This window comes from Micromonospora sp. CNZ296, from assembly GCF_007827635.1.
This window is the reverse complement of the sequence record NZ_VISW01000004.1, coordinates 199,781-225,022: the sequence shown is the minus strand read 5'-3', so window position 1 is coordinate 225,022 and position 25,242 is coordinate 199,781. Positions and strand designations below refer to the sequence as shown.

22 protein-coding genes are annotated in these 25,242 nt (G+C 73.2%); 14 read left to right on the top strand and 8 right to left on the bottom strand.

Annotation, left to right across the window (positions count from 1 at the left end; translation table 11 throughout):
* Positions 1-55: 55 nt before the first annotated feature.
* The 4 genes from FB455_RS09060 to FB455_RS09045 all read left to right on the top strand — a co-directional run bounded on the left by FB455_RS09060 (position 56) and on the right by FB455_RS09045 (position 5,512).
* Complete coding sequence (locus FB455_RS09060; protein ID WP_013288241.1) at positions 56-580, top strand: PadR family transcriptional regulator; 525 nt, start codon at positions 56-58, stop codon at positions 578-580.
* Positions 577-1,257, top strand: a complete 681-nt coding sequence (locus FB455_RS09055; protein WP_013288240.1) for an ABC transporter ATP-binding protein — start codon at positions 577-579, stop codon at positions 1,255-1,257. The genes FB455_RS09060 and FB455_RS09055 overlap by 4 nt, the downstream gene beginning before the upstream one ends.
* A complete protein-coding gene (locus FB455_RS09050; RefSeq protein WP_013288239.1) occupies positions 1,254-3,407 on the top strand; it encodes an FtsX-like permease family protein in 2,154 nt (717 codons plus the stop codon). Before FB455_RS09055 ends, FB455_RS09050 begins: the two co-directional genes overlap by 4 nt.
* Positions 3,408-3,508: 101 nt before the next feature.
* The gene (locus tag FB455_RS09045; protein ID WP_041799108.1) at positions 3,509-5,512 is read left to right on the top strand and encodes a protein meaA; all 2,004 of its coding nucleotides are present in this window, start codon (positions 3,509-3,511) and stop codon (positions 5,510-5,512) included.
* A gap of 105 nt (positions 5,513-5,617) precedes the next feature.
* On the opposite strand, the gene FB455_RS09040 is transcribed toward FB455_RS09045, so the two are convergent.
* A complete protein-coding gene (locus FB455_RS09040) occupies positions 5,618-5,914 on the bottom strand; it encodes a DUF1540 domain-containing protein (protein WP_013288237.1) in 297 nt (98 codons plus the stop codon).
* A 59-nt stretch (positions 5,915-5,973) separates the two neighbouring features.
* Positions 5,974-6,591 (bottom strand): DUF4126 domain-containing protein, encoded by a 618-nt coding sequence (locus FB455_RS09035; RefSeq protein ID WP_013288236.1) that lies wholly within the window; start codon positions 6,589-6,591, stop codon positions 5,974-5,976.
* A gap of 71 nt (positions 6,592-6,662) precedes the next feature.
* Between FB455_RS09035 and nucS the strand changes: the two genes are divergently transcribed.
* Complete coding sequence (nucS, locus tag FB455_RS09030) at positions 6,663-7,322, top strand: endonuclease NucS (RefSeq protein ID WP_030271426.1); 660 nt, start codon at positions 6,663-6,665, stop codon at positions 7,320-7,322.
* A 9-nt stretch (positions 7,323-7,331) separates the two neighbouring features.
* Here nucS and FB455_RS09025 read toward each other — a convergent pair whose 3' ends face one another.
* Positions 7,332-8,834, bottom strand: coding sequence for an aldehyde dehydrogenase family protein (locus FB455_RS09025; protein WP_013288234.1), 1,503 nt, complete (start codon positions 8,832-8,834; stop codon positions 7,332-7,334).
* Positions 8,835-9,052: 218 nt separating this feature from the next.
* Here FB455_RS09025 and FB455_RS09020 point away from each other — a divergent pair, with 218 nt between their 5' ends.
* The 7 genes from FB455_RS09020 (at position 9,053) to FB455_RS08990 (ending at position 15,552) form a co-directional block, all read left to right on the top strand.
* A complete protein-coding gene (locus FB455_RS09020; protein WP_013288233.1) occupies positions 9,053-9,499 on the top strand; it encodes an FHA domain-containing protein in 447 nt (148 codons plus the stop codon).
* Positions 9,500-9,717: 218 nt separating this feature from the next.
* Positions 9,718-10,782 carry an alpha/beta fold hydrolase gene (locus FB455_RS09015; RefSeq protein ID WP_013288232.1) on the top strand — a complete coding sequence of 355 codons (1,065 nt, stop codon included), beginning with the start codon at positions 9,718-9,720 and terminating at the stop codon, positions 10,780-10,782.
* A gap of 123 nt (positions 10,783-10,905) precedes the next feature.
* Entirely contained in the window at positions 10,906-12,696 is a 1,791-nt protein-coding gene (locus FB455_RS09010; RefSeq protein WP_013288231.1) for a 3-hydroxyacyl-CoA dehydrogenase family protein, read from the top strand.
* Between the two features lie 40 nt (positions 12,697-12,736).
* A complete protein-coding gene (locus FB455_RS09005; protein WP_013288230.1) occupies positions 12,737-13,231 on the top strand; it encodes a SigE family RNA polymerase sigma factor in 495 nt (164 codons plus the stop codon).
* A complete protein-coding gene (locus FB455_RS09000) occupies positions 13,228-14,280 on the top strand; it encodes a hypothetical protein (RefSeq protein WP_013288229.1) in 1,053 nt (350 codons plus the stop codon). Before FB455_RS09005 ends, FB455_RS09000 begins: the two co-directional genes overlap by 4 nt.
* A 62-nt stretch (positions 14,281-14,342) precedes the next feature.
* On the top strand, positions 14,343-14,675 hold the full coding sequence (locus tag FB455_RS08995; RefSeq protein WP_013288228.1) for a hypothetical protein: 333 nt from the start codon (positions 14,343-14,345) through the stop codon (positions 14,673-14,675).
* Positions 14,676-14,742: 67 nt separating this feature from the next.
* Complete coding sequence (locus FB455_RS08990; protein WP_013288227.1) at positions 14,743-15,552, top strand: alpha/beta hydrolase; 810 nt, start codon at positions 14,743-14,745, stop codon at positions 15,550-15,552.
* A gap of 4 nt (positions 15,553-15,556) precedes the next feature.
* On the opposite strand, the gene FB455_RS08985 is transcribed toward FB455_RS08990, so the two are convergent.
* The 5 genes from FB455_RS08985 to mce all read right to left on the bottom strand — a co-directional run bounded on the left by FB455_RS08985 (position 15,557) and on the right by mce (position 22,975).
* On the bottom strand, positions 15,557-16,654 hold the full coding sequence (locus FB455_RS08985) for an AI-2E family transporter (RefSeq protein ID WP_174361816.1): 1,098 nt from the start codon (positions 16,652-16,654) through the stop codon (positions 15,557-15,559).
* 419 nt (positions 16,655-17,073) lie between these two features.
* Positions 17,074-19,170 carry a hypothetical protein gene (locus FB455_RS08980; protein ID WP_013288225.1) on the bottom strand — a complete coding sequence of 699 codons (2,097 nt, stop codon included), beginning with the start codon at positions 19,168-19,170 and terminating at the stop codon, positions 17,074-17,076.
* Positions 19,171-19,342: 172 nt separating this feature from the next.
* On the bottom strand, positions 19,343-20,593 hold the full coding sequence (locus tag FB455_RS08975) for a DivIVA domain-containing protein (RefSeq protein WP_013288224.1): 1,251 nt from the start codon (positions 20,591-20,593) through the stop codon (positions 19,343-19,345).
* Positions 20,594-20,856: 263 nt separating this feature from the next.
* Positions 20,857-22,212 carry a crotonyl-CoA carboxylase/reductase gene (ccrA, locus tag FB455_RS08970; RefSeq protein ID WP_013475377.1) on the bottom strand — a complete coding sequence of 452 codons (1,356 nt, stop codon included), beginning with the start codon at positions 22,210-22,212 and terminating at the stop codon, positions 20,857-20,859.
* Positions 22,213-22,510: 298 nt separating this feature from the next.
* Positions 22,511-22,975: a methylmalonyl-CoA epimerase gene (mce, locus tag FB455_RS08965; RefSeq protein WP_030271412.1), complete on the bottom strand. Its 465-nt coding sequence runs from the start codon at positions 22,973-22,975 to the stop codon at positions 22,511-22,513.
* A 62-nt stretch (positions 22,976-23,037) separates the two neighbouring features.
* On the opposite strand from mce, the gene FB455_RS08960 reads away from it, so the two are divergent.
* Both FB455_RS08960 and meaB read left to right on the top strand, forming a co-directional pair.
* The gene (locus tag FB455_RS08960) at positions 23,038-24,231 is read left to right on the top strand and encodes an acetyl-CoA C-acetyltransferase (RefSeq protein WP_030271409.1); all 1,194 of its coding nucleotides are present in this window, start codon (positions 23,038-23,040) and stop codon (positions 24,229-24,231) included.
* A gap of 5 nt (positions 24,232-24,236) precedes the next feature.
* Complete coding sequence (meaB, locus tag FB455_RS08955; RefSeq protein ID WP_145752874.1) at positions 24,237-25,238, top strand: methylmalonyl Co-A mutase-associated GTPase MeaB; 1,002 nt, start codon at positions 24,237-24,239, stop codon at positions 25,236-25,238.
* The last annotated feature ends 4 nt before the right edge of the window (positions 25,239-25,242 follow it).

The window sequence follows — 25,242 nt, the reverse complement described above, 5'->3', positions numbered from 1 at the left end:
TCCACTGCCGGGTCAGCTATATACGCGGGGTATACACTCAGTGTAGTCTCTGGTCATGACGGTTCCCCTGACCCTGCTCGGGCTGCTCGAACGCGAACCGAGCCACGGCTACGACCTCAAGCGCGACTACGACACCTTCTTCGGGCGCGGCAAGCCGCTGCCGTACGGGCAGGTCTACTCGACGCTGAGCCGGCTGGCCCGCGACGGCAAGGTGGTGGTCGGTGACGTCGCTCCCGGCGCCGGGCCGGACCGCAAGCGCTACGTCATCACCGACCGGGGCGCCACCGAGGTCGAGCACTGGCTGACCGAGCCGGTCGAGCCGGAACCGCACCTCCAGACCCTGTTGTTCACCAAGGTCGTGCTCGCGCTGATGCTCGACCGCCCGGCCGAGGAGTACCTGGACACCCAGCGCGCCGCCCACCTGCGCCGGATGCGCGAACTCACCGAGATCAAACGCAGCGGCGAACTCGTCGACGTGATGCTCGCCGACCACGGCCTCTACCACCTGGAGGCGGACCTGCGGTGGATCGAGACGACGGGCGCCCGGCTGGACGCCCTGAGAAAGGCGGTTCGGCCATGAGCCCGATGATCGAGGCCCGGGACGTCACGTACGCGTTCGGCGAGACACCCGCCCTGCGCGGCGCGAGCCTCGCCGTGTCGGCCGGTGAGGTCGTCGCCGTGATGGGACCGAGCGGCTCCGGCAAGTCGACGCTGCTGCACTGCCTGGCCGGCATCCTGCGCCCCGACTCCGGCGAGGTCCGGTTCGACGGCACCCGGATCGACACCCTCGGCGAGGCCGACCGCAGCACGCTGCGCCGCGACAGCTTCGGCTTCGTCTTCCAGTTCGGGCAGCTCGTGCCGGAACTCACCGCGGCGGAGAACGTGGCGTTGCCACTGCTGCTGCGCGGCGTCCGCCGCACTCCGGCGCTGCGCGCCGCCCGGGGCTGGTTCGAGCGGCTCGGCCTGGCCGGCCTGGAGCACCGCCGGTCCGGCGAACTGTCCGGCGGGCAGGCCCAGCGGGTCGCGCTGGCCCGCGGTCTGGTCGCCGAGCCCCGTCTGCTGTTCGCCGACGAGCCCACCGGCGCGCTCGACTCGCTCACCGGCGAGGAGGTGATGACGCTGCTCGTGGACGCCGCCCGCGAGCGTGGCACCACTGTCGTCCTGGTGACGCACGAGGCGCGCATCGCCGCGTACGCCGACCGCGAGGTCATGGTGCGCGACGGCCGGGTCAACGCCCCCGCCGGGGTCGTCTCGTGATCGGGCTCGCGCTCCGGCTCGCCGTCGCCGGTGGGCGGGAGGCGCTGGTCCGGCTGGTCGCCATCGCCGCCGCCGTCGCTGTGGGCACCGGGCTGCTGCTCACCACGCTCGCCGGTGTGCACGCCGCCGACGCCCAGCTCACCCGGTACGCGTCGATGTACCCGCAGGAGACGGCCGACGGGGCCGCCGACCCGCTGCTGTGGTCCACCCGGACCGACTACTTCCGGGGCGACCAGATCATCCGCGTCGACGTCGCCGCGACCGGCCCGGACGCGCCCACGCCGGTCGGTGTTCCCCGAGCCCCGGGGCCTGGGGAGTTCTACGCCTCCCCGGCGCTGCGGAAGCTGCTGGCGACCGTCCCCGCCGACCAGCTCGCCGACCGCTATCCGGGCCGGGACCTCGGCGCCGTCGGGCCGGCGGCGCTCACCTCGCCGGACACCCTGCTCGTCCTGGTCGGCGGCACGCCGGAGCAGGTGGGCGGGCTCGACCAGGTCCGGAAGGTCACCCGGCTCGACGGCAACAGCGCTCCGCTGCCCGGGGCCACGGTCGACCTCATCCTCGGCGTGGTGGCGGGCGGCCTGCTGTTCCCCGTACTCGTCTTCATCGGCACGGCGACCCGGCTCGGCGCCGCCCGCCGGGAGCAGCGGTTCGCCGCCATGCGGCTGGTCGGTGCCACGCCCCGGCAGATCTCGGCCATCGCGGCCGTCGAGGCCGCGCTCGCGGCGGCGGCCGGGGCGGCGGTCGGCTTCGCGGTGTTCTTCGCGCTCCGCGGGCAGCTCGCCGGCATCCCGTTCACCGGCATGCCGTTCTTCCCGGAGGACATGGCCGTCGGGGCGCCGGAGGCCCTCGTGGTGGCGGTGGGCGTGCCGGCGGGCGCGGCGGCCGCGGCCTGGATCGCGCTGCGCCGGGTCCGGATCTCCCCGCTCGGCGTCACCCGCCGGGTCACGCCCCGGCCGCCCCGTGCGTACCGGCTGATCCCGCTCGCGCTCGGCCTGGCCGGGCTGGGCTTCGCCCTGGTGTACCGGCCGCCCACCTCGGACGGTCAGACCGCGCTGTTCCTGCCCGCGCTGTTGCTGGTCATGGTCGGGCTGATCGCGGGCGGGCCGTGGCTGACCATGGTCGGCGCCCGGGCGATGGCCGCTCGCGCCGGCCGGCCCGCCGCGCTCATCGCCGCGCGCCGGCTCGCCGACAATCCGGCCGCCGGGTTCCGCGCGGTGGGCGGGGTGATGCTCGCGCTGTTCGTCACGACGGTGGCGGTCGGGGTGATGGGGACGATCACGTACGAGCGCGGTCCCGCACCCCGGGGTTCCCTGGAGGCCGGCCGGCTGTCGATGGTGCTGACGGACGACCCGCCGGTACCCGGCACGCTGCCGGCCGACCTGGCGGCGATTCCCGGCGTCCGCAACCCGGTGCTCGTGCGGGAGAACCCGGTACGCGAGAACGGCCGCGACTTCGGCGTGATCGCCTGCGCGGACATCCCGCCCGCCTACGGACGGTGCGCTCCGGGGGCGAGCGTCGCCGAGGTGCCGCCGGACCTGATCCCCTGGCGGGGGGCCGCCTCGGCCGACCGGATCTGGCCGTCGTCCCCGGTGGACCCGGCGGCCCTCGCGGGGCTCCCGGCGGGCTCGGTGGCGGTCGAGGCGGCGGACCCGGTCGCTGTGGAGCGGGCCCGGACGGTCCTCGAAGCGGCGTTCCCCGCCTTCTTCGTGGCGCCGAACGTGCCAGGCGACTTCGAGGCCGACTTCGCCGACACCATGCGGGGCTGGCAGCGGCTGGCCGACATCGTCGTGGTGGCCGGTCTCGTGCTCGCCGGATGCAGCCTGGCCGTCGCAGTGGCGGCCGGCCTCAGTGAACGGAAGCGGCCGTTCAGCCTGCTCCGGCTCAGCGGCGCCCCGGTACGGCTGCTGCGCCGGGTGGTAGCAGTGGAGAGCGTGGTGCCGCTGCTGACCGTCGCCGTGGTCGCGGTCGGGATGGGACTGGTCGCCGCACAGTTGTTCCTGCGCGCGCAGATGCAGTACGACCTGCGCCTGCCGGGGATAGGGTTCGCCGCGGTGACGGCCCTCGGCGTCCTGGGCTGCCTCGCGGTCGTCGCCGCCACCCTGCCGCTGCTGGAACGGATCACCGGCCCGGAGACCGCCCGCAGCGAATGACCCGTACGGTGGGCCGACCGCCCGCCGGCCCACCGGTGCGGGCATCGGGTTGTGTGGTTTTCCACACTCCCTTTTACTGAACGGTAACTTAAACTCCGGCCATGGACGACGCGATGCCGGGACGGCTGCCCGAGCGGGACCGCCCGTGGGTGATGCGCACGTACGCCGGGCACTCCTCCGCCGCGGCCACCAACGCGCTCTTCCGCCGCAACCTGGCGAAGGGGCAGACCGGCCTGTCGGTCGCCTTCGACCTGCCCACCCAGACCGGGTACGACCCGGACCACGAGCTGGCCGCCGGCGAGGTGGGCCGGGTCGGCGTGCCGGTGGCGCACCTGGGTGACATGCGGGCGCTGTTCGAGGGCATCCCGCTGGCCGAGATGAACACCTCGATGACCATCAACGCCCCGGCGATGTGGCTGCTCGGCCTCTACGGCACCGTCGCCGCCGAGCAGGGCGCGGAGCTGAGCCGCTGCGCCGGCACCACGCAGAACGACATCATCAAGGAGTACCTGTCCCGGGGGACGTACATCTTCCCGCCGGCGGCCTCGCTGCGGCTGACCGCCGACGTGATCGCGTACACGCTGCGCGAGATGCCCCGGTGGAACCCGGTGAACATCTGCTCGTACCACCTCCAGGAGGCCGGCGCGACGCCGGTGCAGGAGGTCGGCTTCGCGCTGGCCACCGCCGTCGCCGTGCTGGACACCGTGCGCGACTCCGGTCAGGTGCCGCCCGAGCGGATGGGCGACGTCGTCCAGCGGATCTCGTTCTTCGTCAACGCCGGGGTGCGCTTCGTCGAGGAGATCGCCAAGATGCGCGCGTTCGGCGCGCTCTGGGACGAGATCACCCGCGACCGCTACGGCGTGGAGAACCCGAAGCAGCGCCGGTTCCGCTACGGCGTCCAGGTCAACTCGCTGGGCCTGACCGAGGCGCAGCCGGAGAACAACATCCAGCGGATCGTGCTGGAGATGCTCGGCGTCACGCTGTCCCGCGACGCCCGTGCCCGCGCGGTGCAGCTGCCCGCCTGGAACGAGGCGCTGGGCCTGCCCCGCCCGTGGGACCAGCAGTGGTCGCTGCGCATGCAGCAGGTGCTGGCGTACGAGTCGGACCTGCTGGAGTATCCGGACCTGTTCGCCGGCTCGCACGTGATGACCGCGCTGGTCGACGAGATCGTCTCCGGTGCCCGGGTCGAGCTGGAGAAGGTGCTGGAGATGGGCGGCGTGGTCACGGCCGTCGAGTCCGGCTACCTCAAGAGCGCGCTGGTGGCCTCGCTCGCCGACCGGCGCCGCCGGATGGAGTCCGGCTCGGACGTGGTGGTCGGCGTCAACCGGTTCACCGAGACCGAGCCGTCGCCGCTCACAGCGGCCGGCGCGGAGGCGATCGAGCAGGTGGACCCGGCCGTCGAGGAGGCGGCCACCGACGGCGTACGCCGGTGGCGGGCCGACCGGGACGCGGCGGCGGTCGAGGCGGCGCTGGACCGGCTGCGCGCCGATGCCGCCACCACGGCGAACCTGATGCCGGCGACGCTCGGATGTGTCAGGGCCGGTGTCACCACCGGCGAGTGGGCGGGCGCGCTGCGCCGGGTGTACGGCGAGTACCGCGCGCCGACCGGCCTGGCCGGGGCGGTCGGCACAGCCGGTGACGCGACCCTCGCCGGGGTGCGGGAGCGGGTCGTCGCGACCGCCCGGGAGCTGGGCAGCGGGCGGCTGCGGCTGCTGGTCGGCAAGCCGGGGCTGGACGGGCACTCCAACGGCGCGGAGCAGATCGCGGTACGCGCCCGCGACGCCGGCTTCGAGGTGGTCTACCAGGGCATCCGCCTGACCGCCGGGCAGATCGTGGCGGCCGCGGTGGAGGAGGACGTCGACCTGGTCGGCCTCTCCGTGCTCTCCGGCTCGCACCTGGCCGCCGTGCCGGCGGTGCTGGACGGGCTGCGCGCGGCCGGGCGGGGCGACCTGCCGGTGGTGGTGGGCGGGATCATCCCGGCCGCCGACGCCGAGGCGCTGCGGGCCGCCGGGGTGGCCCGGGTGTTCACGCCGAAGGACTTCGCGCTCACCGGCATCATCGACGAGCTGGTCACAGTGATCCGCGAGGCGAACACCCTGTCGTGAAAGGAAGGGCCCCTTATTAACGCCTCCGGTAGGCAAGGGGCCCCTTCTTAACAACCGCGCGCGAAAGCGGCGCCCGCAAGCAGGCGCCGCGTCCGCGCGGGTGGGTCAGCGGCTCTCGTAGGTCATGCAGTCGGCCATGTCCATGTCGGGGCCGACGGTGATGGCCGGGGCGTGACACTCCAGGTCGGCGTTGTGCCGGCAGTCGGCGCGCGAGCACGCGCCCACCTGCGCGACCAACTGGTCGAGGCCGCCGCGCACCGGCATCTCCACGAACGTGTGGCAGTGCGCGTGGTCGCTGCTGCCGATCGTGATGGCGAACGCGTGGCAGTCGTTCGTGTGGTTGTAGGCGCAGGACCGGACGGCGCACTCCTGGACCCGGGGCATCTCCAACGACGCGGTCATCTCCCGTACCTCCTTGGGTTTCTTGACCCGATTTTAGGGGTTTCGGGAGTCGGTGCGGGTCAGACGCGGAAGCCGGCCGCGCGGGCCGCGGCGCGCTCGCGGCGCCGCTCCCGGCGGCGGCGGAACAGCCACGGTACGAAGAACACCAGGGCGACCAGGAACACCAGCACCAGCACCGGCAGCAGCAGCGCCACCACCGACATGACCACGCTCGTCGCGTCCTCGGCGGTGCTGGCCACCGGCGCGCCCACCCCGGCCGTGGTCGCGTTGATGACCGGCCGCGCGGCGGCCTTGAGCAGGTGTACGCCGAGCGCGATCAGCACGCCGACCACCACCGGCACCCACTGATGGGTGGAGAAGAACGTGTCCGGGTCGCTCACGGTGACCGTCTCCGAGCCGGCGCCCGCGCCGAACGCGAGCCCGCCCGCGGTCGGCCGGACCACCGTCTGCACCACGTCGTTGACGTGGTCGACCACTGGCACCTTGTCGGCCACCACCTCGACCGCGAGCAGCACGGCGAGGATCAGCACCACCCAGCCGTTGCCGAGCCACTGCCAGCCGCTCGGCAGCTCGACCAGATCGGTGTAGCGGGACAGCAGCCCCATCAGCAGCAGCGGGATGTAGGCGTTCAGGCCCGCCGAGGCGGCCAGGCCGGAACCGGTGAGGACTTCGAGCACGATCTCAATATGGCACCGGTACGCCAGTGGCGCTCGTCGGCGTCCGCCGGGGCCTCGGCTACCCTCGGCGGGTGCGGTTGGTGATTGCGAAGTGCTCGGTGGACTATGTCGGACGGCTCTCGGCCCACCTGCCCCCGGCTACCCGGTTGCTCATGGTGAAGGCGGACGGGTCGGTGTCGATCCATGCGGACGACCGGGCCTACAAGCCGTTGAACTGGATGAGCCCGCCCTGCCGGCTGGAGGAGGCGCCCGGCGTCTGGCGGGTGGTGAACAAGGCCGGCGAGGAGCTGCGCATCACCCTGGAGGAGATCTTCCAGGACACCTCGTACGAGCTGGGCGTGGACCCGGGCCTGCGCAAGGACGGCGTCGAGGCGCACCTCCAGGAGCTGCTCGCCGCGAACCCGGCGACGCTGGGGGAGGGGTACACGCTGGTCCGGCGCGAGTACATGACCGCGATCGGGCCGGTCGACCTGCTCTGCCGGGACGCGGTCGGCGGCGCGGTGGCGGTGGAGGTGAAGCGGCGCGGCGAGATCGACGGCGTGGAGCAGCTCACCCGCTACCTGGAGCTGATGAACCGCGATCCGCTGCTCGCGCCGGTGGCCGGCGTGTTCGCCGCGCAGGAGATCAAGCCGCAGGCGCGGGTGCTCGCCACCGACCGGGGGATCCGGTGCGTGGTGGTCGACTACGACAAGCTGCGCGGCATCGAGCGCGACGAGCTGACGCTGTTCTGAGGCGCCGCCTCAGCGGCCCCGGCCGTACATCAGCTTGGCGATCTTGACCAGGCGGGCGACGTCGGCCGGGGTGCGCTCGAACGTCATCGCCGGCAGCAGCGACCGGGCCCGGCGGCGGGTGACCGACTTGGGCCGGCCGAACTCGCGCAGCCCCTCCTCGCCGTGGATGCGGCCGAAGCCGGACTCGCCGGTGCCGCCGAACGGCAGCGTCGACATCCCGGCGAACGTCAGTGCCGAGTTGACCGAGGCCATCCCGGAACGCAGCCGCCGCGCCACCGCCACCGCCCGCGCCCGGCCGAAGACCGAACCCCCGAGCCCGTACGGCAGCGCGTTGGCCCGCTCGACCGCCTCGTCCACGTCGCGGACGCGGTTGACCACGAGCGTCGGGCCGAACGTCTCCTCCTGCACGGCGGCCGAGTCCTCCGGCACGTCGACGAGCACCGTCGGGTGCACGTACGGCGGCTGGACCGCCTCCGGGCCGCCGAGCACGGCCCGGCCGCCCCGGCTGAGCGCGTCGTCGATGTGCCGGCGGATGATGTCGATCTGCGACGGCATGGTGATCGGGCCGAGGTCGGACCCGTCGGCGCCCACAGTGAGCCGCCCGGCCTTCGCCACCACCTTCTCCACGAAGGTGTCGAAGACCTGGTCGACCGCGTAGACCCGCTCGATGCCGATGCACGTCTGGCCGGCGTTGGTGAGCCCGCCCCACACGCACGCCTCCGCCGCGGCGTCCAGGTCGGCGTCCGTGTCCACGATCATCGCGTCCTTGCCGCCGGCCTCCAGCAGCACCGGCGTGAGCGACTCGGCGCAGGCGGCCATCACCCGCTTCGCGGTGGCGGTCGAGCCGGTGAACGCGACCTTGCCGACCCCGGAGCGGCACAGCGCGGCACCGACCGCGCCGAAGCCGTGCACCGCCTGGAACACCGGCTGCTCCGGCACCACCTCGACGAACCGGTCGACCAGCCACTGACCGACCGCCGGGGTGTACTCGCTCGGCTTGAACACCACGGCGTTGCCGGCCGCGAGCGCGTACGCGGCGGAGCCGATCGGCGTGAAGACCGGGTAGTTCCACGGGCCGATGACGCCGACCACGCCGTACGGCTGGTATTCGAGGTGACCGGTGAACTCGGCGAGGATCAGGCGGGAGCGGACCCGGCGCGGCCCGAGCACCCGCTGAGCGTTGCGGGCCGCCCAGTCGATGTGCTCCAGCGCGGTGAGGATCTCCACCACGGCGTCACCGACCGGCTTGCCGCCCTCGGTGTGCATCAGGTCGGCCAGCTCGTCGATCCGCCGGGCGAGCACGCCGCGCCAGCGCTGGAGGCGGTCCCGCCGGCCGGCGAAGCCGAGCCCGGCCCACCAGTCGCCGGCCGCCCGGGCGCGGTCGACAGCGGCACGCACGTCCGCCTCGTCGGCCAGCGGGAATCTGCCTGCCTCGGCGCCGGTGGCCGGGCTGGTCGAGACCAATAGACCCTCGGAGATGAGCGGGGCGCCCGGCACGTGTACAGCGGTCATGGCCGAAGTCTAGACCCGAGGATTACTCGCCGGTAGGTGTCGAACGCGCCGTACGCTGCGCCGACGATCAGCCGTCGCATCGACGGAAGTGCCGTCCGAAACGGCGAACGGGAGATGACCGGCCGGGGTCGCGGGGGTGACCGCGCGGTGGTGCAAGCCACTACGGTGAGGTGGCAGGCTGACGCCGCGGGGCGATGTGGGGTGGAGGTCGACTGTCCATGGAGGAGCATCCTGAGCTGATGCCGTTGCTGACGGTGTCGGGCGGGGCGATGCGGGGGCTCACGTTCCGGGTCGGCCAGGACGCGCAGGTGATCGGCCGTGCGCCGACCGCCGACATCGTGCTCGCCGACCCGCACCTGAGCCGGCGGCACGCCACCGTCCGGGCCACCCCGGAGGGGGTGATGCTCACCGACCTCGGCTCGACCAACGGCACCTGGCTCAACGACACCCGGGTCACCGGCAGCGTGGCGATCGCCGACGGCGACGTGGTCCGGCTGGGCCGCACCGACCTGCGCCTCTACGACCCGGGCGTGGCCCGGACCGACCCGGTCGGGATGAGCTTCGGCGCGCTGCGCCGCGACCAGCGTCCCACCCTGCCGCTGCCCGTCCCCGGGCCGCGCCAGCCGATCGAGGCGCGCGAGGCGCAGCCGGCCGACGTCAGCTAGACCTCCGGGCATCCGCCGGGCCCTCGGGGCCGCTGATGGGTTGGGCTCCCAGGCCCGGTCGATCATGAAGTTGGCGGTGTTCTGCGTCCGATATGTCGCCGTCAACCTCATGATCGACGCGGTGAGGGGGCGGGGTGGTCCGGCGCCCACCTCTCGGCGGGCCGGTGTGTCGGTGGGGCACATGGACCGGGGGCCGGTGCCCGTGCCAGCATGCGCGGATGCGCAGCGCACGGCTCACCGTCCAGGCCAACGGCATCACCCAGGCGGTCCGCGTGGCCGGTCCACCGGACGGCGTACCGGTGCTGCTGGTGCACGGCAACGTCTCCTCCTCCGCCTTCTGGGAACCGCTGCTCGCCCGGCTGCCGGAGACGCTGCGGGTGGTCGCCCCCGACCTGCGCGGCTACGGCGAGACCGACACCGCGCCGGTCGACGCCACCCGAGGGCTCGACGACTTCGCCGACGACGTGGCCGCGCTGCTGGACGCCCCGGGGCTGTTCGCGCCCGGCGCCCGGCCGGTGGTGGCCGGGCACTCGCTGGGCGGCGGCGTGGCGATGCGGCTGCTCGTCGGCCACCCCGAGCGGGTGGCCGCGCTGCTGCTGGAGGCGCCGGTGTCCCCGTACGGCTTCGGCGGCACCCGGGACCTCGACGGCACCCCCACCACGCCCGACTTCGCCGGCACCGGCGCCGGCGGCGCGAACCCCGACTTCGTGGCCCGGCTCGCCGCCGGTGACCGGAGCGCGGACGGCCCGACCAGCCCGCGGGCGGTGCTGCGCGCCGCGTACGTGGCCGACCCGGCGTCACTCGGCGACGACGAGGACCTGCTGCTGGAGAGCATGCTGACCACCGCCACCGGCGACGACAACTACCCGGGCACGGCCGTCGCCTCGGCGCACTGGCCGGGGACCGCCGCCGGGCCGCGCGGCGTCCTCAACGCGCTGGCCCCGGCCCACTTCCGGCTCGCCGACGAACTGGTCGCCGTGCCGGTCAAGCCGCCGGTGACCTGGGTACGCGGGGACGCCGACGTGATCGTCTCGGACACCTCGCTGTTCGACCTGGCGTACCTCGGCCGGCTCGGTGTGGTGCCCGGCTGGCCGGGTGAGGCGGAGTGCCCGCCGCAGCCGATGGTGGGGCAGACCCGCGCGGTGCTGGACCGGTACGCGGCGGCCGGCGGGACGTACCGCGAGGTGGTGCTGCCCGGCTGCGGGCACAGCCCGCACCTGGAGCGGCCGGCGGAGTTCGTCGCCGAACTGCTGGCGCTGGCCGGGGAGAACGCCACCGGGTGAGGCGCGGTGCGTGAAATATCCCACGGCGTCTCGACAACACAGCGTCACGTGGCAGACTCCGGCGCATAACCTTAGCGGCCGTTCATGTCGCGGACGGCGGAGTCGAGCCAGGGGAGGCCGGTCGTGGCGCGGGAGTTCACCAGGGTGGGCGTGGTGGGTCTGGGCACCATGGGTGCCGGCATCGTGGAGGTGTTCGCCCGCAACGGCGTCGACGTCACAGCCGTCGAGATCTCCGACGCGGCGCTGGAACGCGGCCGGGCCACGCTCACCGGCTCCACCGACCGGGCGGTCGCCAAGGGCAAGCTCGCCGAGGCCGAGCGGGACGCCCTGCTCGCGCGGGTCGACTTCCGGGTCGGGCTGGACGCTCTGCACGACGTGGACCTGGTGATCGAGGCGGTGCCCGAGCACCTGGACCTCAAGCAGCGGATCTTCGCCGAGCTGGACCGGGTCTGCAAGCCCGAGGCGATCCTGGCCACCAACACGTCCTCGCTGAGCGTCACCGAGATCTCCGTCGCCACCACCCGGCCCAACCAGGTCATCGGTATCCACTTCTTCAACCCGGCCCCGGTGATGAAGCTGGTCGAGGTGGTCCGCACGGTGGTCACCTCCGCCGACGTGGTCGCCGACGTGGAGGCGCTCTGCGAGCGGCTCGGCAAGGTCGACGTGACGATCAGCGACCGGGCCGGCTTCATCGCCAACGCGCTGCTGTTCGGCTACCTGAACCACGCGGTCGGCATGTTCGAGGCCCGCTACGCCACCCGCGAGGACATCGACGCCGCCATGAAGCTCGGCTGCGGCCTGCCGATGGGCCCGCTGGCGCTGATGGACCTGATCGGCCTGGACACCGCGTACGAGATCCTCGACACCATGTACCGGCGCGGCGGCCGGGACCGGCGGCACGCCCCCGCCCCGCTGCTCAAGCAGATGGTCACCGCCGGGCTGCTGGGCCGCAAGTCCGGCCGCGGCTTCTACACCTACGAGCGGCCGGGCTCGCCGAAGGTCGTACCCGACGAGTACACGCCGCTCGCCGCGGACGCCGCGCTCGCCGACGGCGCCTGCGCCATCGCGAAGGTCGGCGTGGTCGGCTCCGGCACCATGGCCACCGGCATCATCGAGGTGTTCGCCAAGGCCGGGTACGAGGTCATCTCGGTGACCCGGGGCGCGGAGAAGTCCGCGAAGGTCTGCGAGGCGGTCAAGACCTCGCTGAACAAGGGCGTGGTGCGGGGCAAGCTCAGCGAGACCGACCGGGACGACGCGCTGGGCCGGATCACCTGGTCCGCGACGCTGGAGCACCTGGCCGACGTCGACCTGGTGGTGGAGGCCGTGATCGAGGAGCTGAGCGTCAAGAAGGCGCTGTTCGCCAGCCTCGACGAGATCTGCAAGCCGGGCGTCGTGCTCGCCACCACCACCTCGTCGCTGCCGGTGATCGACGTGGCGATGGCGACCCAGCGCCCGGCCGACGTGGTCGGCCTGCACTTCTTCAACCCGGCGCCGATCATGCCGCTGGTGGAGATCGTGCAGACCATCCGCACCTCCGCCGAGACGTCGGCCACCGCCCGCGCGGTCTGCGCGAAGCTCGGCAAGACCGGCGTGGTCTGCGGCGACCGGTCCGGCTTCATCGTCAACGCGCTGCTGTTCCCGTACCTGAACGACGCGGTGAAGATGCTGGAGGCCAGCTACTCGACCGCCGACGACATCGACTACGCGATGAAGCTGGGCTGCGGCTACCCGATGGGTCCGTTCGAGCTGCTCGACGTGGTCGGCCTGGACGTCTCGCTGGCCATCCAGCGGGAGCTGTACCTGGAGCTGCGCGAGCCCGGCTTCGCCCCGGCCCCGCTGCTGGAGCACCTGGTCACGGCCGGCTACCTGGGCCGCAAGTCCGGCCGGGGCTTCCGCGACCACACCCGGCGCTGATCCGGTCAACGCCCGGCGGCGGTGACGGCGTCTTCCTGGTGTGACATTCGAGGAGTACGTCGGCAGCCGCGGCCCGGCGCTGTTGCGCCTGGCCCGGCTGCTCACCGGCGACACACACCGGGCCGAGGACCTGACGCAGGACGTGCTGGCCCGCGCGTACGTGCACTGGCGGAGGATCGCCCGGGCCGACCGGCCCGACGTGTACGTGCGCCGGATGCTCGTCAACGCGAACACGTCCTGGTGGCGGCGGCGGTCCAACCGCGAGCTGGCGGTGGACACGTTCGCCGACCGGCCCCAGCGCGGCGACCTCGGTGGCGAGGCGGCGGACCGGGACGAGATGTGGGGGCTGATCCGCGCCCTCCCGGACCGCCAGCGCGCCGTGCTGGTGCTGCGCTACTACGAGGATCTCGACGACGCCACGATCGCCCAGATCCTCGACTGCTCCCCGGTCACCGTCCGCACCCACGCGATGCGGGCGCTCGCCCACCTCCGGGAGCGCTGCGGCGTCCCGATGACCAAGGGGAGCCGGCCGTGACCGACCTCGACCAGCGGATCGCCTCGGTGCTGCGGGAGCAGGCCGAAGGAGACGTGGACATCGACCGGCTGACCGCCGGGGCCGTGACGGGTGGCCGTCGTCGGCTACGCCGTCGCCGGGCCGTGCTCGGTGGCGGTCTCGCCCTGGTCGCGCTGCTCGGCGGCCTCGCCGTCGTCCCGGCCCTGCCGGGCCTGGACCGGCCGTTCACCGGCCCGGCTGCCCCGGCCATCCCGGCCGAGGCGGCGCCACCGCTGATGCCGGCCGCGCCGGGAGCGGCGGCCGCGCCGGAGGTCGTCGGCACCGATGCCGGAGTGCTGCACTTCGGCGTCGACACCACCAAGGTCCGCTACCTGCGCTGGGAGGTGGCGCAGGGCCTGGAGAGCGCCCAGCTGGACGTCGGCGGCGGGCGAAAGGTCACCGTCGAGCTGGCGCGCTCGTCGCGGACGCTACGGGAGTCCGGCGCCGAGGGGGTGCCCTTCAAGATCAGTATGTTCGCCGAGGAAGCGGCGTTCGACGGCCGGACCAGCAGCACGACCGTCGACGGGCTGCCGATCCAGGTCCGGCAGTGGAAGCCGGCCCCCGGCCTGTACGCGCGGGCCAGCGTGTGGGCGCCGCAGGACACGGCGCTGACCGTCGCGGTGGAGGCGTTGCGGCTGACCGAGGCGCGCCGCTGCGGTGCGCCCGTCCGCCTCACGACCGTGCCGGACGGCGCCCGGGTTGCCGGCTGCCGGGTCGACGTGACCGGCTTCCCGCGGCTGGTGACCGCCCGGTTCGGCATCGTCGGCACCTCCACCCGGACGATGAGCGTCTCCTACCAGTACGCGGCCGAGATCTCGCCCCGCACGGTGGACGGCAACATGACGATCGCCGGGCGGCCCGCCCACCTCTACCCGGAACAGGGCCGGGTCGAGCTGCTGGGCGTGCCGAAGTCGCGCCTGCTCGCCGATTACGGCTGGCCGGAGCAGGGGTTCGACAAACTCGACGCGGCGCTCGTGCTGGGTGGCGTGCAGGTGGCGCCGGACCCGACCCGTCCGGAGACCTGGGACTGAGCGGCCGCCCGTCGGCCGGACCGCCCGACCCGGGCCGGTCCGGCCGGCGGACCGTACGCTTGGTGACCGTGAGCCCTCGTCGCAACCGCCCTCGCCGGGAGGAGAACCCCGGCCTGGACGCCGAACGTGCCCGCCACGGCGTGCCGACCGTGCAGCAGTGGCGCGACGGCGACTGGCAGGTACGCGCGATCAGCGGCGGGGCATCAGTCAAGACGTACCGCTGTCCCGGCTGTGACCAGGAGATCCGTCCCGGCGTGGCACATCTGGTGGCCTGGCCGGCCGACGACCGGGGTGACCTGACCGACCGCCGGCACTGGCACTCCGGCTGCTGGCGGGCCCGGGACCGGCGCGGGCCGAACCTCCAGCGCGGCCGGGGCGCCCCGCGCTACGGCTGAGCGATCTGGATCACCCGGTTCCCGTCCCGCTGGGCGGCGGGGCCGCCGACGCGGGAGACTGGCAGGCGTGAGCACTCCGATTCGCGCGTCGTCGATCCTGCCCGGTCGCCGGGAGGACATCGAGCTGCACACCGCCGACGGGCTGACGCTCGTCGGCGAGCTGGCCCGGCCGCTGGACCGCGAACCGGCCGCCACGCTCGTCTGCCTGCACCCGCTGCCCACCCACGGCGGGATGATGGACAGCCACGTGTTCCGCAAGGCGGCCTGGCGGCTGCCCGCGCTGGCCGGCCTCGCAGTGCTCCGGTTCAACACCCGGGGGACCAGCAGCGTCCGCGGCACCAGCGAGGGAACGTTCGACGGCGCGGTCGGCGAGAAGTTCGACGTGGCCGCCGCGATCGAGTACGCCGAGTTCCACGAGCTGCCGAACATCTGGCTGGTCGGGTGGTCGTTCGGCACCGACCTGGCGCTGAAGTACGGCTGCGACCCGGCGGTGGCCGGCGCGATCCTGCTCTCCCCGCCGCTGCGCTACTCCGCGCCGGAGGACCTGGGGGTCTGGGCCGAGACGGGTAAGCCGCTCACCGCGCTGGTCCCCGAGTTCGACGACTACCTGCGCCCGGAGGAGGCCCGGGAGCGGTTCACCGCCGTGCCGCAGGCCGAGGTGGTGGGCGTGGACGGCGCCAAGCACCTCTGGGTCGGCGACGCGGAGAAGGTGCTGGACGAGATCGTCCGGCGGGTCGCCCCCGGCGTACCGCTGCCGCTGCCGACCACCTGGGACGGCCCGATGGAGACCGGCGACGTCAGCGCGTACGCCGACCGCACCGTCGCCGCGTTCGCGGACACCCCGGTTCCCGGCCCGGCCCAGCGGCGCGCCGAGTAACCGCTCAGCGGGCGTCCTGGCGGGGTAGCACCACCTCGCGCAGGATCAGCTGCAACGCGGCCACGGTGGGGATCGCGATGAGCGCGCCCACCACGCCCAGCAGCGCCACCCCGAGCAGCGCGGCGAGCAACGCCGCCACCTCGTTGACCGACACCGCCCGGCGCATGATCTTCGGGTAGATCAGGTAGTTCTCCACCTGCTGGTAGAGCACGAAGAACACCAGGCAGGCGATGCCCACCGGCAGGTCCGTGGCGAGCCCGACGAGCGTCACCACCACCGCGCCGAGTGTCGCGCCGATCTGCGGGATCAGGTCGGTCACCGCGACCACCACGGCGAGGGCGAACGGGTACGGCAGGCCGACCGCCAGCGCGAACACGAACGTCGTCACCCCGGCCAGCACTGCGATGGCGAGCGCGCCGACCATGTACGCGCCGACCCGGGTGAGGATCTCGTCGCCGATCAGCCGGACCCGCTGCCGGCGCGAGCGCGGCACCATCGCGTACCCGAGTTCGCGCAGCTTGTCGAAGTACGCCAGGAAGTAGATCGTCAGCACCAGCACCGTGAGCAGGCGGAAGATCGTCCCGAAGATCAGTTGTGCCCCGCCGAGCACGCCGCCGAGCGCCCGCCCGATCGTGTCCGCGTTCGCCGCCGCCTGGACCCGCTCCATCACGTCGTACCGGATCACCAGGTCGTTGACAGTGGGATTGCGGCGCAGCTCCTCGACGTAGCCGGGTAGCTGCTGGAGGAACTGGCCGGACTGGGTCACCACCGGCGGCACCAGCGCCAGCAGGCCGGCGACGATCAGCAGCACCACGGTGAGCGTCACCACCGCCACCGCCAGCCCGCGCGGCAGGCCCCACTTGCGCAGCCGGACCACCGCCGGGTGCAGGCCGACCGCGAGGAACAGCGCGATCACCACGAGCACCAGGATGCCGGCGGCGTTGCGGATGCCCAGGAACAACGCGTACGCCAGCAGCACGCCGAGCGCGCCGGTAAACCCGACCAGGAAGGCGCTGCGCCGCAGTGGCCGCCCCGGTACGCCGAAGCGCCCGCTCGGCTCGAACTCACCCGGCTCGACGTCGACGGGCCGCTCGCCGCTCATGCCGGTGCCGGTCCGCGTGTGCTCCGCGGTGCGCGTGGTCTCACTCGCGGTGCCCGTGGTGCCGCTTGCGGGCCTCGCGTCGCCGGTGGGGGAGCCGGAGGTGTTCACGTCCGCGGCCTCGTCGTCCCGGGCGGCGGAACCCTCCTGTGACACCCGTGCCTCCCCGCTGCCCGGCTCGCCCGCCGGTGCCGTCCCCGGCCGACGCGCGGCCCTCTGCCCGCAGGGTAGTCGCCGCCGTCCGCCCCGACCATCCCACCACCGCCACCCGCCGGGCCGTCCCGGCGGGCCGCCCCGCCGGGCCGTCCCGGCAGGCCGCCCTGGCGCGGGTCGCCCGCCAGTTCGGGGAGGTGGTGTGGTCCGGGTGGGTGGGATGCCGCCACTTCGCCGACGTGGCGCTGGGCCCGCCAGTTCGGGGTGGATCAGTCCTTGTCGACCGTCACCGTGCTGGGCTTGGCGCTGCGCTCGTCGGTGGTCGGCTTTGTCGGGCGCTTGCCGTTCTCACCGGTGCTGGTGATCTTCGTGGGGGTGGCGCCCCGGCCGCCCTCACCCGGCACGGCAGCCACTGTGGGCTCGCCGTCGACGCCTGCTCCGCCGGGGGAGTCCATCGTGGTCACCGGTTCGCCGACCGGCTTCGCCTTGCCCGCGTCGGCGGGCTCGCCGTCACCCTTGGCCGGCCCGGCGCCGTTGGGGACCGCGGTGGCGGTGCCCTTCGCGGCCACCGGCGCACCGCCGCCGGCCGGGGTGTCGCCGGGGCTCTCCGCGCCGCTGGTGACCGGCGTGCCCTCGCCCGCCGGCGTGCCGTCGCCGGTGGACCGGCCGGTGGAGGCGGCGGCGAGATCGTCCGGGTCGACCGGGGTGGCCGCGATCCCGGCCGAGTCGGCGTCGCGCCGCAGGTCGGTGAGGCGGCGTTGCAGGTCGTCGGACTCCTGCCGCGACTTCCACGTCTCGGTACGCAGGTCGGCCAGCTCCTGCTGAGCCTTGGCGATCTCCAGCATCACGCCGGCGAGCTGCTGCCGGCCGGCGGCCACCTCCTGCTGGGTGGCGGCCAGGTGCTGCTGCGTGGTGGCGAGGTGCTGCTGGGTCGTGGCCGCGTACTCCTCGAACTGGCGTCGCGAGGCCGCGACGTGCTCGTCGGCCTTGCGGCGCTGCGCGCCGGCGTCCGCCTCGGCGCGGCGCAGCAGCTCGGCGGCCTCCAGCTCGGCCTGCTGCCGCATGCTCAGCGCGTCGGCCTCGGCGGCCTGCCGGACGTCGGCGGCGGTGCGCTCGATCTCGTCGCGCCGCGTGGTGTACGCCTGCTCCAACTCCTCCTGCCGCTTGGCGTGCTGCTTGTCCAGCTCGTCGCGGCGCTTGGCGAACTCCTGCTCGGCGGCGGCCCGGCGCTGGGCCAGCTCCTTCTCCGCGCCGTCCCGCCGCTCCGTGACCTCCTTCTCCACCCCGGCCCGCCACGCGCCCAGCTCCTGCTGGGTCTGCGCGCGGGCCTGCTGCACGTACGCCTCGGTCTCGGTGCGCATGCGCTGCACGTACGCCTCGACCTCGGCGCGGTTGCGCTTGCCGGCGTCGGCGGCCTCGGTGGTGAGCCGGTTGGCCTCGCTGCGGGCCCGGCCGCGGGTGGCCTTGGCGGCCTCCTCCGCGTCGTCCACGATCTTCTTGGCCTCGGCCAGCGCCTTGGCGTGCGTGGCCCGGCCGGCCTCGGCGGCGGCGTCGGTGAGCCGCTTGGCCTCCTGCTGGCCCTTGGCGTGCACCTCCTTGGCCGCCTCGCGGAGCTGGCTCGCCTCCTGCTGGGCCTTGGCCAGCGCCTCCTTGGCCGCCTCGCGCAGCCGCGCGGCCTCCTGCTGTGCCCGGGAGTGGATCTCCTTGGCGGTGTCGCGGAGCTGGGTGGCCTCCTGCTGGGCCTTCGCCAGCGCGTCCTGGGCGGTCCGGCGCAGCTTCTCGGCCTCGTCCTGGGCCGCCGTCCGCAGCCTCGTCGACTCGTCCTGCGCGTCCTTGCGCAGCTTCGCCGACTCGTCCTTGGCGGCCTTCAGCGTGGCTTCGGCCTCGGCCTTGCGGGCGGCGGTGTGCCGCTCCTCCTCGGTCCGGCGGGCCGCCAGCGCGATCTCGAAGTCCTTGAGCGCCTGGGCGGCCTGCTCCCGGGCCTCCTCGACGATGTGCTCGGCGGCGGCGCGACGGGCCTCGATCTCCTCGTTCGCGGCGGCCAGGATCTCGTCGGCCTGCTCCTCGGCCATCGTGAGGATCTGCTCGACGCGCGGACCCAGGTGCCGGAACGACGCCCGGTCCACGACCGCCGCCTGCTTGCGCACCTGGGCCAGGTCGCGCTGGAGCACCTCGACCTGACCGGCCAGCTTGTGGATCTGGGTGTACGCCTGTTCCCGCTCGGTGGTCAACGCCGCGATCTCGTGCTCCGCGCGAGCGACGTAGCGGTCGACCTGTCGTTTCTCGTATCCCCGCAGGGCGGACTCGAAGCTGGGCTCCGTCGTCACGTCCCCGCCGAGCGCGAACAGTTCCTCGCCGTGCGACATGCCCCCATCCTCACACGCATCCGGCTCTGCTGGGGCGATACGGACGCCCCTTCTGGGAGCTACTTCACCCTCCTGGCGAAACGGGCCGCACAAGCATGACGGCGCGGGGCGACACCGGTCACCCGGTGTCACCCCGCGCCGTGGCTCATGCCCCCGACAGCGGGTGTGCCGATCAGCCGGCCGACTCGGCCGTCACCTTCTGCCCGGCGGCGTCCGCCTTCGGCGTCTCGGCCTTGCCGCCGGCCGGCACGCCCGGCACGATGCCGGCCAGGCCGGACAGCATCTGGCCGAGCTGCGAGGTGACCGCGTCCTTCTGGCGGGTCAGGTCCTCGACCTCGCGACGGGCCGCCTGCGTGGTCAGCTCGGCCTCGGTGCGGGCCTCGTTGAGCACCCGCTGCGCCTCGGCACGGGCCTCGTTGAGCGTCTTGTCGGCCAGCGCCTTGGCCTTGTCGACGGTCTCGTTGGCGGTGCGCTCGGACTCGACCCGCCGGGCCTCGGCCCGCTGCTCGATCTCCTTGGCGCGCTCCTGCGCGGCACGGGCCCGCTGCTCGGCCTCGTTCACCAGCTTCTGGGTCTGCGCGACCTGGGCGGCGTGCCGCTCCGACTCCTCGCGCTCGGCCTTCTCCCGCCGCTCGGCGAGCTGGAGCTCCAGGGCCTGGAGGTCCTTGTCGCGCTTGTCGCGTGCGTCGGTGAGCAGCTTGGTCGCCTCGGCGCGCTTCTCCTCGGCCTCCCGGGCGGCCTTGGCCCGCTGCTGGGTGATCTCCCGCTCGGCGGTGGCGCGCAGCGTGGCGACCTCGCGCTCGACAGTCGACTTCAGCTCGGCCACCTCGTGCGCGGTGACCGTACGCAGCTGCTTGGTCTCGCGGTCGGCGTCGGCGCGCAGCGTGTCGGCCTCACGGCGGGCCTGCACCCGGACCTCGGCGGCCTCGCGCTCGGCGGCGGTGCGGACGCTGCCGGCCTCGCGCTCGGCGGTCGCCTTCATGGCGGCGGCCTCGGCGCGGGCCTTGTCGGTGATCTCACGCGCCTCGAGGCGGGCGGCGGAGAGGATGCCCTCCGACTCGCGCTTGGCCTCGTTGCGGTGGTCGTTGGCCTGCTCCTCGGCCAGCCGCAGGATCTGCTCGACGCGAGTGCCCAGGCCGGAGAGCGTCGGCCGGCTGTTCTCCTCGAGCTGCTTGTTGGTCTCGGTGAGCTTCTGCTCCAGCGCGCTCTGGCGCTGCTCGGCCTGCCGCAGCCGGCGCTGCGCGTCGTTCATCCGCTGCTCGGCCTCGGCACGGGCCTGCTCGGACTGGCTCAGGGCGGCGCTGAGGCGGCCGATGAAGTCGTCGACCTGGTTGGTGTTGTAACCACGCAGGCCAACGGTGAAATCGGGCTGTGAGTTCGCGTTATCGAAGAACGCAAGAGGGGAGGACTGCTGCTGGGGCATTGGGACATACTCGCAGACCCCCCAGGGTGGTTCGCAAGAGTGGTCGGCAGCTTTCGCGTCCGGTTTACATGGTCAACTCCGTCGGCCGTGCGGACCGGACCAATCGGCGATCTTGGCAGCTCCCGCGCGGGTCGGTCGAGTGGGACGTCACCGGGGAAGGTGGCGCGAAAGGGCCGCGGGTCGGAACCCGCGGCCCTTTGTTGCGTACGTCAGTCGAATGGTGACCGGGTCGGCCGGAAAGGCAATCCGGGGCGACCGTACGGTCAGTGACCGCGGAACCGGTTGATGGCGCTTTCGTGGCGCGAACGCATCTCGATGTCGCGGACGCCGAGCCCGTCGGTGGGGGCGAGGCACCGCACGCCGACCTTGCCCTGGTGCGCGTTGCGGTGCACCTCGTACGCGGCCTGGCCGGTCTGCTCCAGCGCGTACGTCTTCGACACGGTCGGGTGCACCTTGCCGAGCGCGACCAGCCGGTTGGCCTGCCACGCCTCGTGGTAGTTGGCGAAGTGGCTGCCGACGATCCGCTTGAGGTGCATCCACAGGTAGCGGTTGTCGTACTGGTGGTTGAAGCCGCTGGTGGAGGCGCAGGTGACGATCGTGCCGCCCTTCTTGGCGACGTAGACGCTGGCACCGAACGTCTCCCGGCCCGGGTGCTCGAAGACGATGTCCGGGTCCTCGCCGCCGGTCAGCTCGCGGATGCGCTCGCCGAAGCGCCGCCACTCGTCCTGGTCCTGGGTCTGCTCGTCGGACCAGAACTTGAAGCCCTCGGCGGTCCGGTCGATGACCAGCTCGGCGCCCATCTTGCGGCACAGCTCGGCCTTCTCCGGGGAGGAGACCACGCAGACCGGGATCGCGCCGCCGTTGAGCGCCATCTGGGTGGCGTACCCGCCGAGGCCGCCGGAGGCGCCCCAGATCAGCACCACGTCGCCCTGCTTCATGTTCGCGCCGTGGTGCGAGACGAGCTGCCGGTACGCGGTGGAGTTGACCAGCCCCGGGCTGGCCGCCTCCTCCCAGCTCAGGTGGCGCGGCTTCGGCATCAGCTGGTTGGCCTTGACGATCGCCAGCTCGGCCAGGCCGCCGAAGTTGGTCTCGAAGCCCCAGATCCGCTGCTGCGGGTCGAGCATCGTGTCGTCGTGGCCGGCGGAGTCCTCCAGCTCGACCGACAGGCAGTGCGCCACCACCTCGTCGCCGGCCTTCCACTTGGTCACGCCCGGCCCGGTACGCAGCACCACGCCCGCGGCGTCCGAGCCGACCACGTGGTACGGCAGGTCGTGGCGGCGGGTCAGCTCGGAGAGCCGGCCGTAGCGCTGGAGGAACTTGAACGTGGGCAGCGGCTCGAAGATGCTCGTCCACACCGTGTTGTAGTTGATCGCGCTGGCCATCACCGCGACGAGCGCCTCACCCGGGCCCAGCTCGGGGGTGGGCACCTCCTGCACGTGCAGCGCCTTGCGCGGGTCCTTGTCGCGGGTGGCCATGCCCTCGAACATGCGGGTGTCCTCGGCACGCACCACCACGCCCCGGTAGCTCTCCGGCACGGGCAGTCCGGCGAGGCCGGCGAGCTCCCGCTCCGGCTGCGACGAACCCTCCGCCGCCATGATCGCTTCGAGGATGTCCTGCACGGTGACCTCCCGTTAGTCCGCACCCGCACGACGCGGGCAGGGGTGCTGCCATCGTCGGCGCCGGTGCGACGGGACCGCCATGTCGGCAATCGACACTTCCGGCACCGGTCGCCGCTGCTGTTCGGGCGGACGTTACTGAACGGTAGCTAAAGCGGGAAGCCCTCTGTGAAAAACTGCATCCACCGATGCGTGGAGGTGTCCGTGGGAACGTGCAAGCGCGCACTGCCGCGCGTTCCCACGTGTTAGGAAGGGCCCCTTCTTAACAGACGTCTGTTAAGACGGGGCCCTTCCTTACGCCTCAGGCGGGCTGGACCAGCTCGATCAGCACACCGCCGGCGTCCTTGGGGTGCACGAAGTTGACCCGGGAGTCCGACGTGCCGCGCCGGGGTGCGTCGTAGAGCAGCCGGACGCCGCGCTCGCGCAGCGCCGCGCAGGCCACGTCGATGTCCGCCACCGTGTACGCCACCTGCTGGATGCCGGGACCACGCTTGTCCAGGAACTTGCCGATCGTGGTGTCCGGCGAGAGCGGGGCGAGCAGCTGCACCATGCCGCCGGAGGCGTCCGGGCCGACCGCGAGCATCGCCTCGCGTACGCCCTGCTCGGCGTTGGTCTCGGTGTGCACGCAGCGCATCCCGAACGTGCGCTGGTAGAAGTCGATCGCGGCGTCCAGGTCGGCAACGGCGATCCCGACGTGGTCGATGCGGCGCAGGCCGATGTCTGTGACAAACTCGGCAGCGGGCTCGACGGGGGAGTTCTCAGCCATGACGCTAGTCTGACCGAACAATCGTTAAGGCGTACAGGTCGGCACCCCCTCGGAGGCAGGCAATGGCTTCGGTGATCGTCAGCGGCGCGCGGACCCCCATGGGGCGCCTGCTGGGCAACCTCAAGGACCTCCCCGCGACCAGGCTCGGTGGCATCGCGATCAAGGCGGCCCTGGAGCGCGCCGGCGTCGCGCCCGAGCAGGTCCAGTACGTGATCATGGGCCAGGTGCTCCAGGCCGGCGCCGGGCAGATCCCGGCCCGGCAGGCGGCCGTCGAGGCCGGCATCCCGATGTCCACCCCGGCGCTGACCATCAACAAGGTCTGCCTCTCCGGGCTGGACGCGATCGCGCTCGCCGACCAGCTCATCCGGGCCGGTGAGTTCGACGTCGTGGTGGCCGGCGGCATGGAGTCCATGACCAACGCCCCGCACCTGCTGCTCGGACAGCGCTCCGGCTACAAGTACGGCGACGTGACCGTCAAGGACCACATGGCCCTCGACGGCCTCACCGACGCCTGGGACTGCTGCTCGATGGGCGAGTCCACCGAGCGCCACGGCGCGAAGCACGGCATCACCCGCGAGGAGCAGGACGCGTTCTCCGCGGCCAGCCACCAGCGCGCCGCCGCCGCGCAGAAGAACGGCCACTTCGGCGACGAGATCACCCCGGTGGTCATCCCGCAGCGCAAGGGCGACCCGCTGGTGATCAGCGAGGACGAGGGCATCCGCCCGGACACCACCGCCGAGTCGCTCGGCAAGCTGCGTCCCGCCTTCGCCAAGGACGGCACCATCACCGCCGGCAGCTCCTCGCCGATCTCCGACGGCGCCGCCGCCGTGGTCGTGATGAGCAAGGCCAAGGCCAAGGAGCTGGGCCTGACCTGGCTGGCCGAGATCGGCGCCCACGGCAACGTGGCCGGTCCGGACAACTCCCTGCACTCGCAGCCCTCGAACGCGATCAACCACGCCCTGAAGAAGGGTGGCCTGAGCATCGAGGACCTCGACCTCATCGAGATCAACGAGGCGTTCGCGGCGGTGGGCATTCAGTCCACCCGTGACCTCGGCATCAGCCCCGACAAGGTCAACGTCAACGGCGGCGCGATCGCGCTCGGCCACCCGATCGGCATGTCCGGCGCCCGCCTCGTCCTCACGCTCGCGATGGAGCTGAAGCGGCGCGGCGGCGGCACCGGCGCGGCCGCGCTCTGCGGCGGTGGCGGGCAGGGCGACGCGCTGATCATCCACGTACCGAACGGCGCCGAGAGCTGATTGTCTTGAACGACGCGAGTAACGCCCCGGCGGCGGCCACCGGCCCGGTGCGCCGCAGCCGGGACGTACCCATGCTGGTGGAACGGGCCCGCGCGGGCGACCCCCGCGCGGTGGCCCGGCTGATCACCCTGGTCGAGTCCGGCGACGAGGTGTTGCCGCAGGTGGCGGCGGCGCTCGCGCCGTACGCCGGGCACGCCCAGGTGGTCGGCCTGACCGGCTCGCCCGGCGTGGGCAAGTCGACGACCACGAACGAGCTGGTCCGGGCGCTGCGGGCGCGCGGTCACCGGGTCGGCGTGCTGGCCATCGACCCGTCCAGCCCGTTCACCGGCGGCGCGATCCTCGGTGACCGGGTCCGGATGCAGGACCACGCGACCGACCCGGGCGTCTACATCCGCTCGATGTCCAGCCGGGGCCACCTGGGCGGTCTCTCCGCGGCGACGCCGCAGGCGGTGCGGGTGCTGGAGGGCGCCGGCTGCGACGTGGTGCTCGTCGAGACCGTCGGCGTCGGGCAGGCCGAGGTGGAGGTGGCCTCGCTGGCCGACACCACGCTCGTGCTGCTCGCGCCGGGCATGGGCGACGCGATCCAGGCGGTCAAGGCCGGCATCCTGGAGATCGCCGACGTCTTCGTGGTGAACAAGGCCGACCGGGACGGCGCGGACGCCACCGTCCGCGACATCCAGGGCATGATCGCGCTCGGCGAGCGCGGGCCGGGGGAGTGGCGGCCGCAGGTGGTGCGCTCGATCGCCGCCCGCGCCGAGGGCATCGACGACATCGCCGCCGCGATCGACAAGCACCGCGACTGGCTGGAGCGCCACGGCGAGCTGCGCCGCCGCCGGGAGGCGCGGGCCGCCGCCGAGATCGAGGCCATCGCGCTGGGCGTGCTGCGCGCCCGGATCGGCTCACTGCGCGACGGTACGCAGCTCCCGACGCTCGCGGCCAAGATGGCCGAGGGCGCCATCGATCCGTACGCCGCGGCGGAGGAACTGCTCTCCCAGCTCGGCTCCTGAGGCG

What these genes read in the sequence shown, in the direction of transcription:
- FB455_RS09045 (WP_041799108.1), top strand. Translation starts at nt 3,509, where the DNA reads ATGGACGACGCGATGCCGGGACGGCTGCCCGAGCGGGACCGCCCGTGG.
- FB455_RS08960 (WP_030271409.1), top strand. Translation starts at nt 23,038, where the DNA reads ATGGCTTCGGTGATCGTCAGCGGCGCGCGGACCCCCATGGGGCGCCTG.
- FB455_RS08980 (WP_013288225.1), bottom strand. Translation starts at nt 19,170, where the DNA reads ATGTCGCACGGCGAGGAACTGTTCGCGCTCGGCGGGGACGTGACGACG.
- FB455_RS08975 (WP_013288224.1), bottom strand. Translation starts at nt 20,593, where the DNA reads ATGCCCCAGCAGCAGTCCTCCCCTCTTGCGTTCTTCGATAACGCGAAC.
- FB455_RS08985 (WP_174361816.1), bottom strand. Translation starts at nt 16,654, where the DNA reads ATGAGCGGCGAGCGGCCCGTCGACGTCGAGCCGGGTGAGTTCGAGCCG.
- FB455_RS09060 (WP_013288241.1), top strand. Translation starts at nt 56, where the DNA reads ATGACGGTTCCCCTGACCCTGCTCGGGCTGCTCGAACGCGAACCGAGC.
- FB455_RS09020 (WP_013288233.1), top strand. Translation starts at nt 9,053, where the DNA reads ATGGAGGAGCATCCTGAGCTGATGCCGTTGCTGACGGTGTCGGGCGGG.
- mce (WP_030271412.1), bottom strand. Translation starts at nt 22,975, where the DNA reads ATGGCTGAGAACTCCCCCGTCGAGCCCGCTGCCGAGTTTGTCACAGAC.
- FB455_RS09025 (WP_013288234.1), bottom strand. Translation starts at nt 8,834, where the DNA reads ATGACCGCTGTACACGTGCCGGGCGCCCCGCTCATCTCCGAGGGTCTA.
- FB455_RS09015 (WP_013288232.1), top strand. Translation starts at nt 9,718, where the DNA reads ATGCGCAGCGCACGGCTCACCGTCCAGGCCAACGGCATCACCCAGGCG.
- FB455_RS09055 (WP_013288240.1), top strand. Translation starts at nt 577, where the DNA reads ATGAGCCCGATGATCGAGGCCCGGGACGTCACGTACGCGTTCGGCGAG.
- FB455_RS09040 (WP_013288237.1), bottom strand. Translation starts at nt 5,914, where the DNA reads ATGACCGCGTCGTTGGAGATGCCCCGGGTCCAGGAGTGCGCCGTCCGG.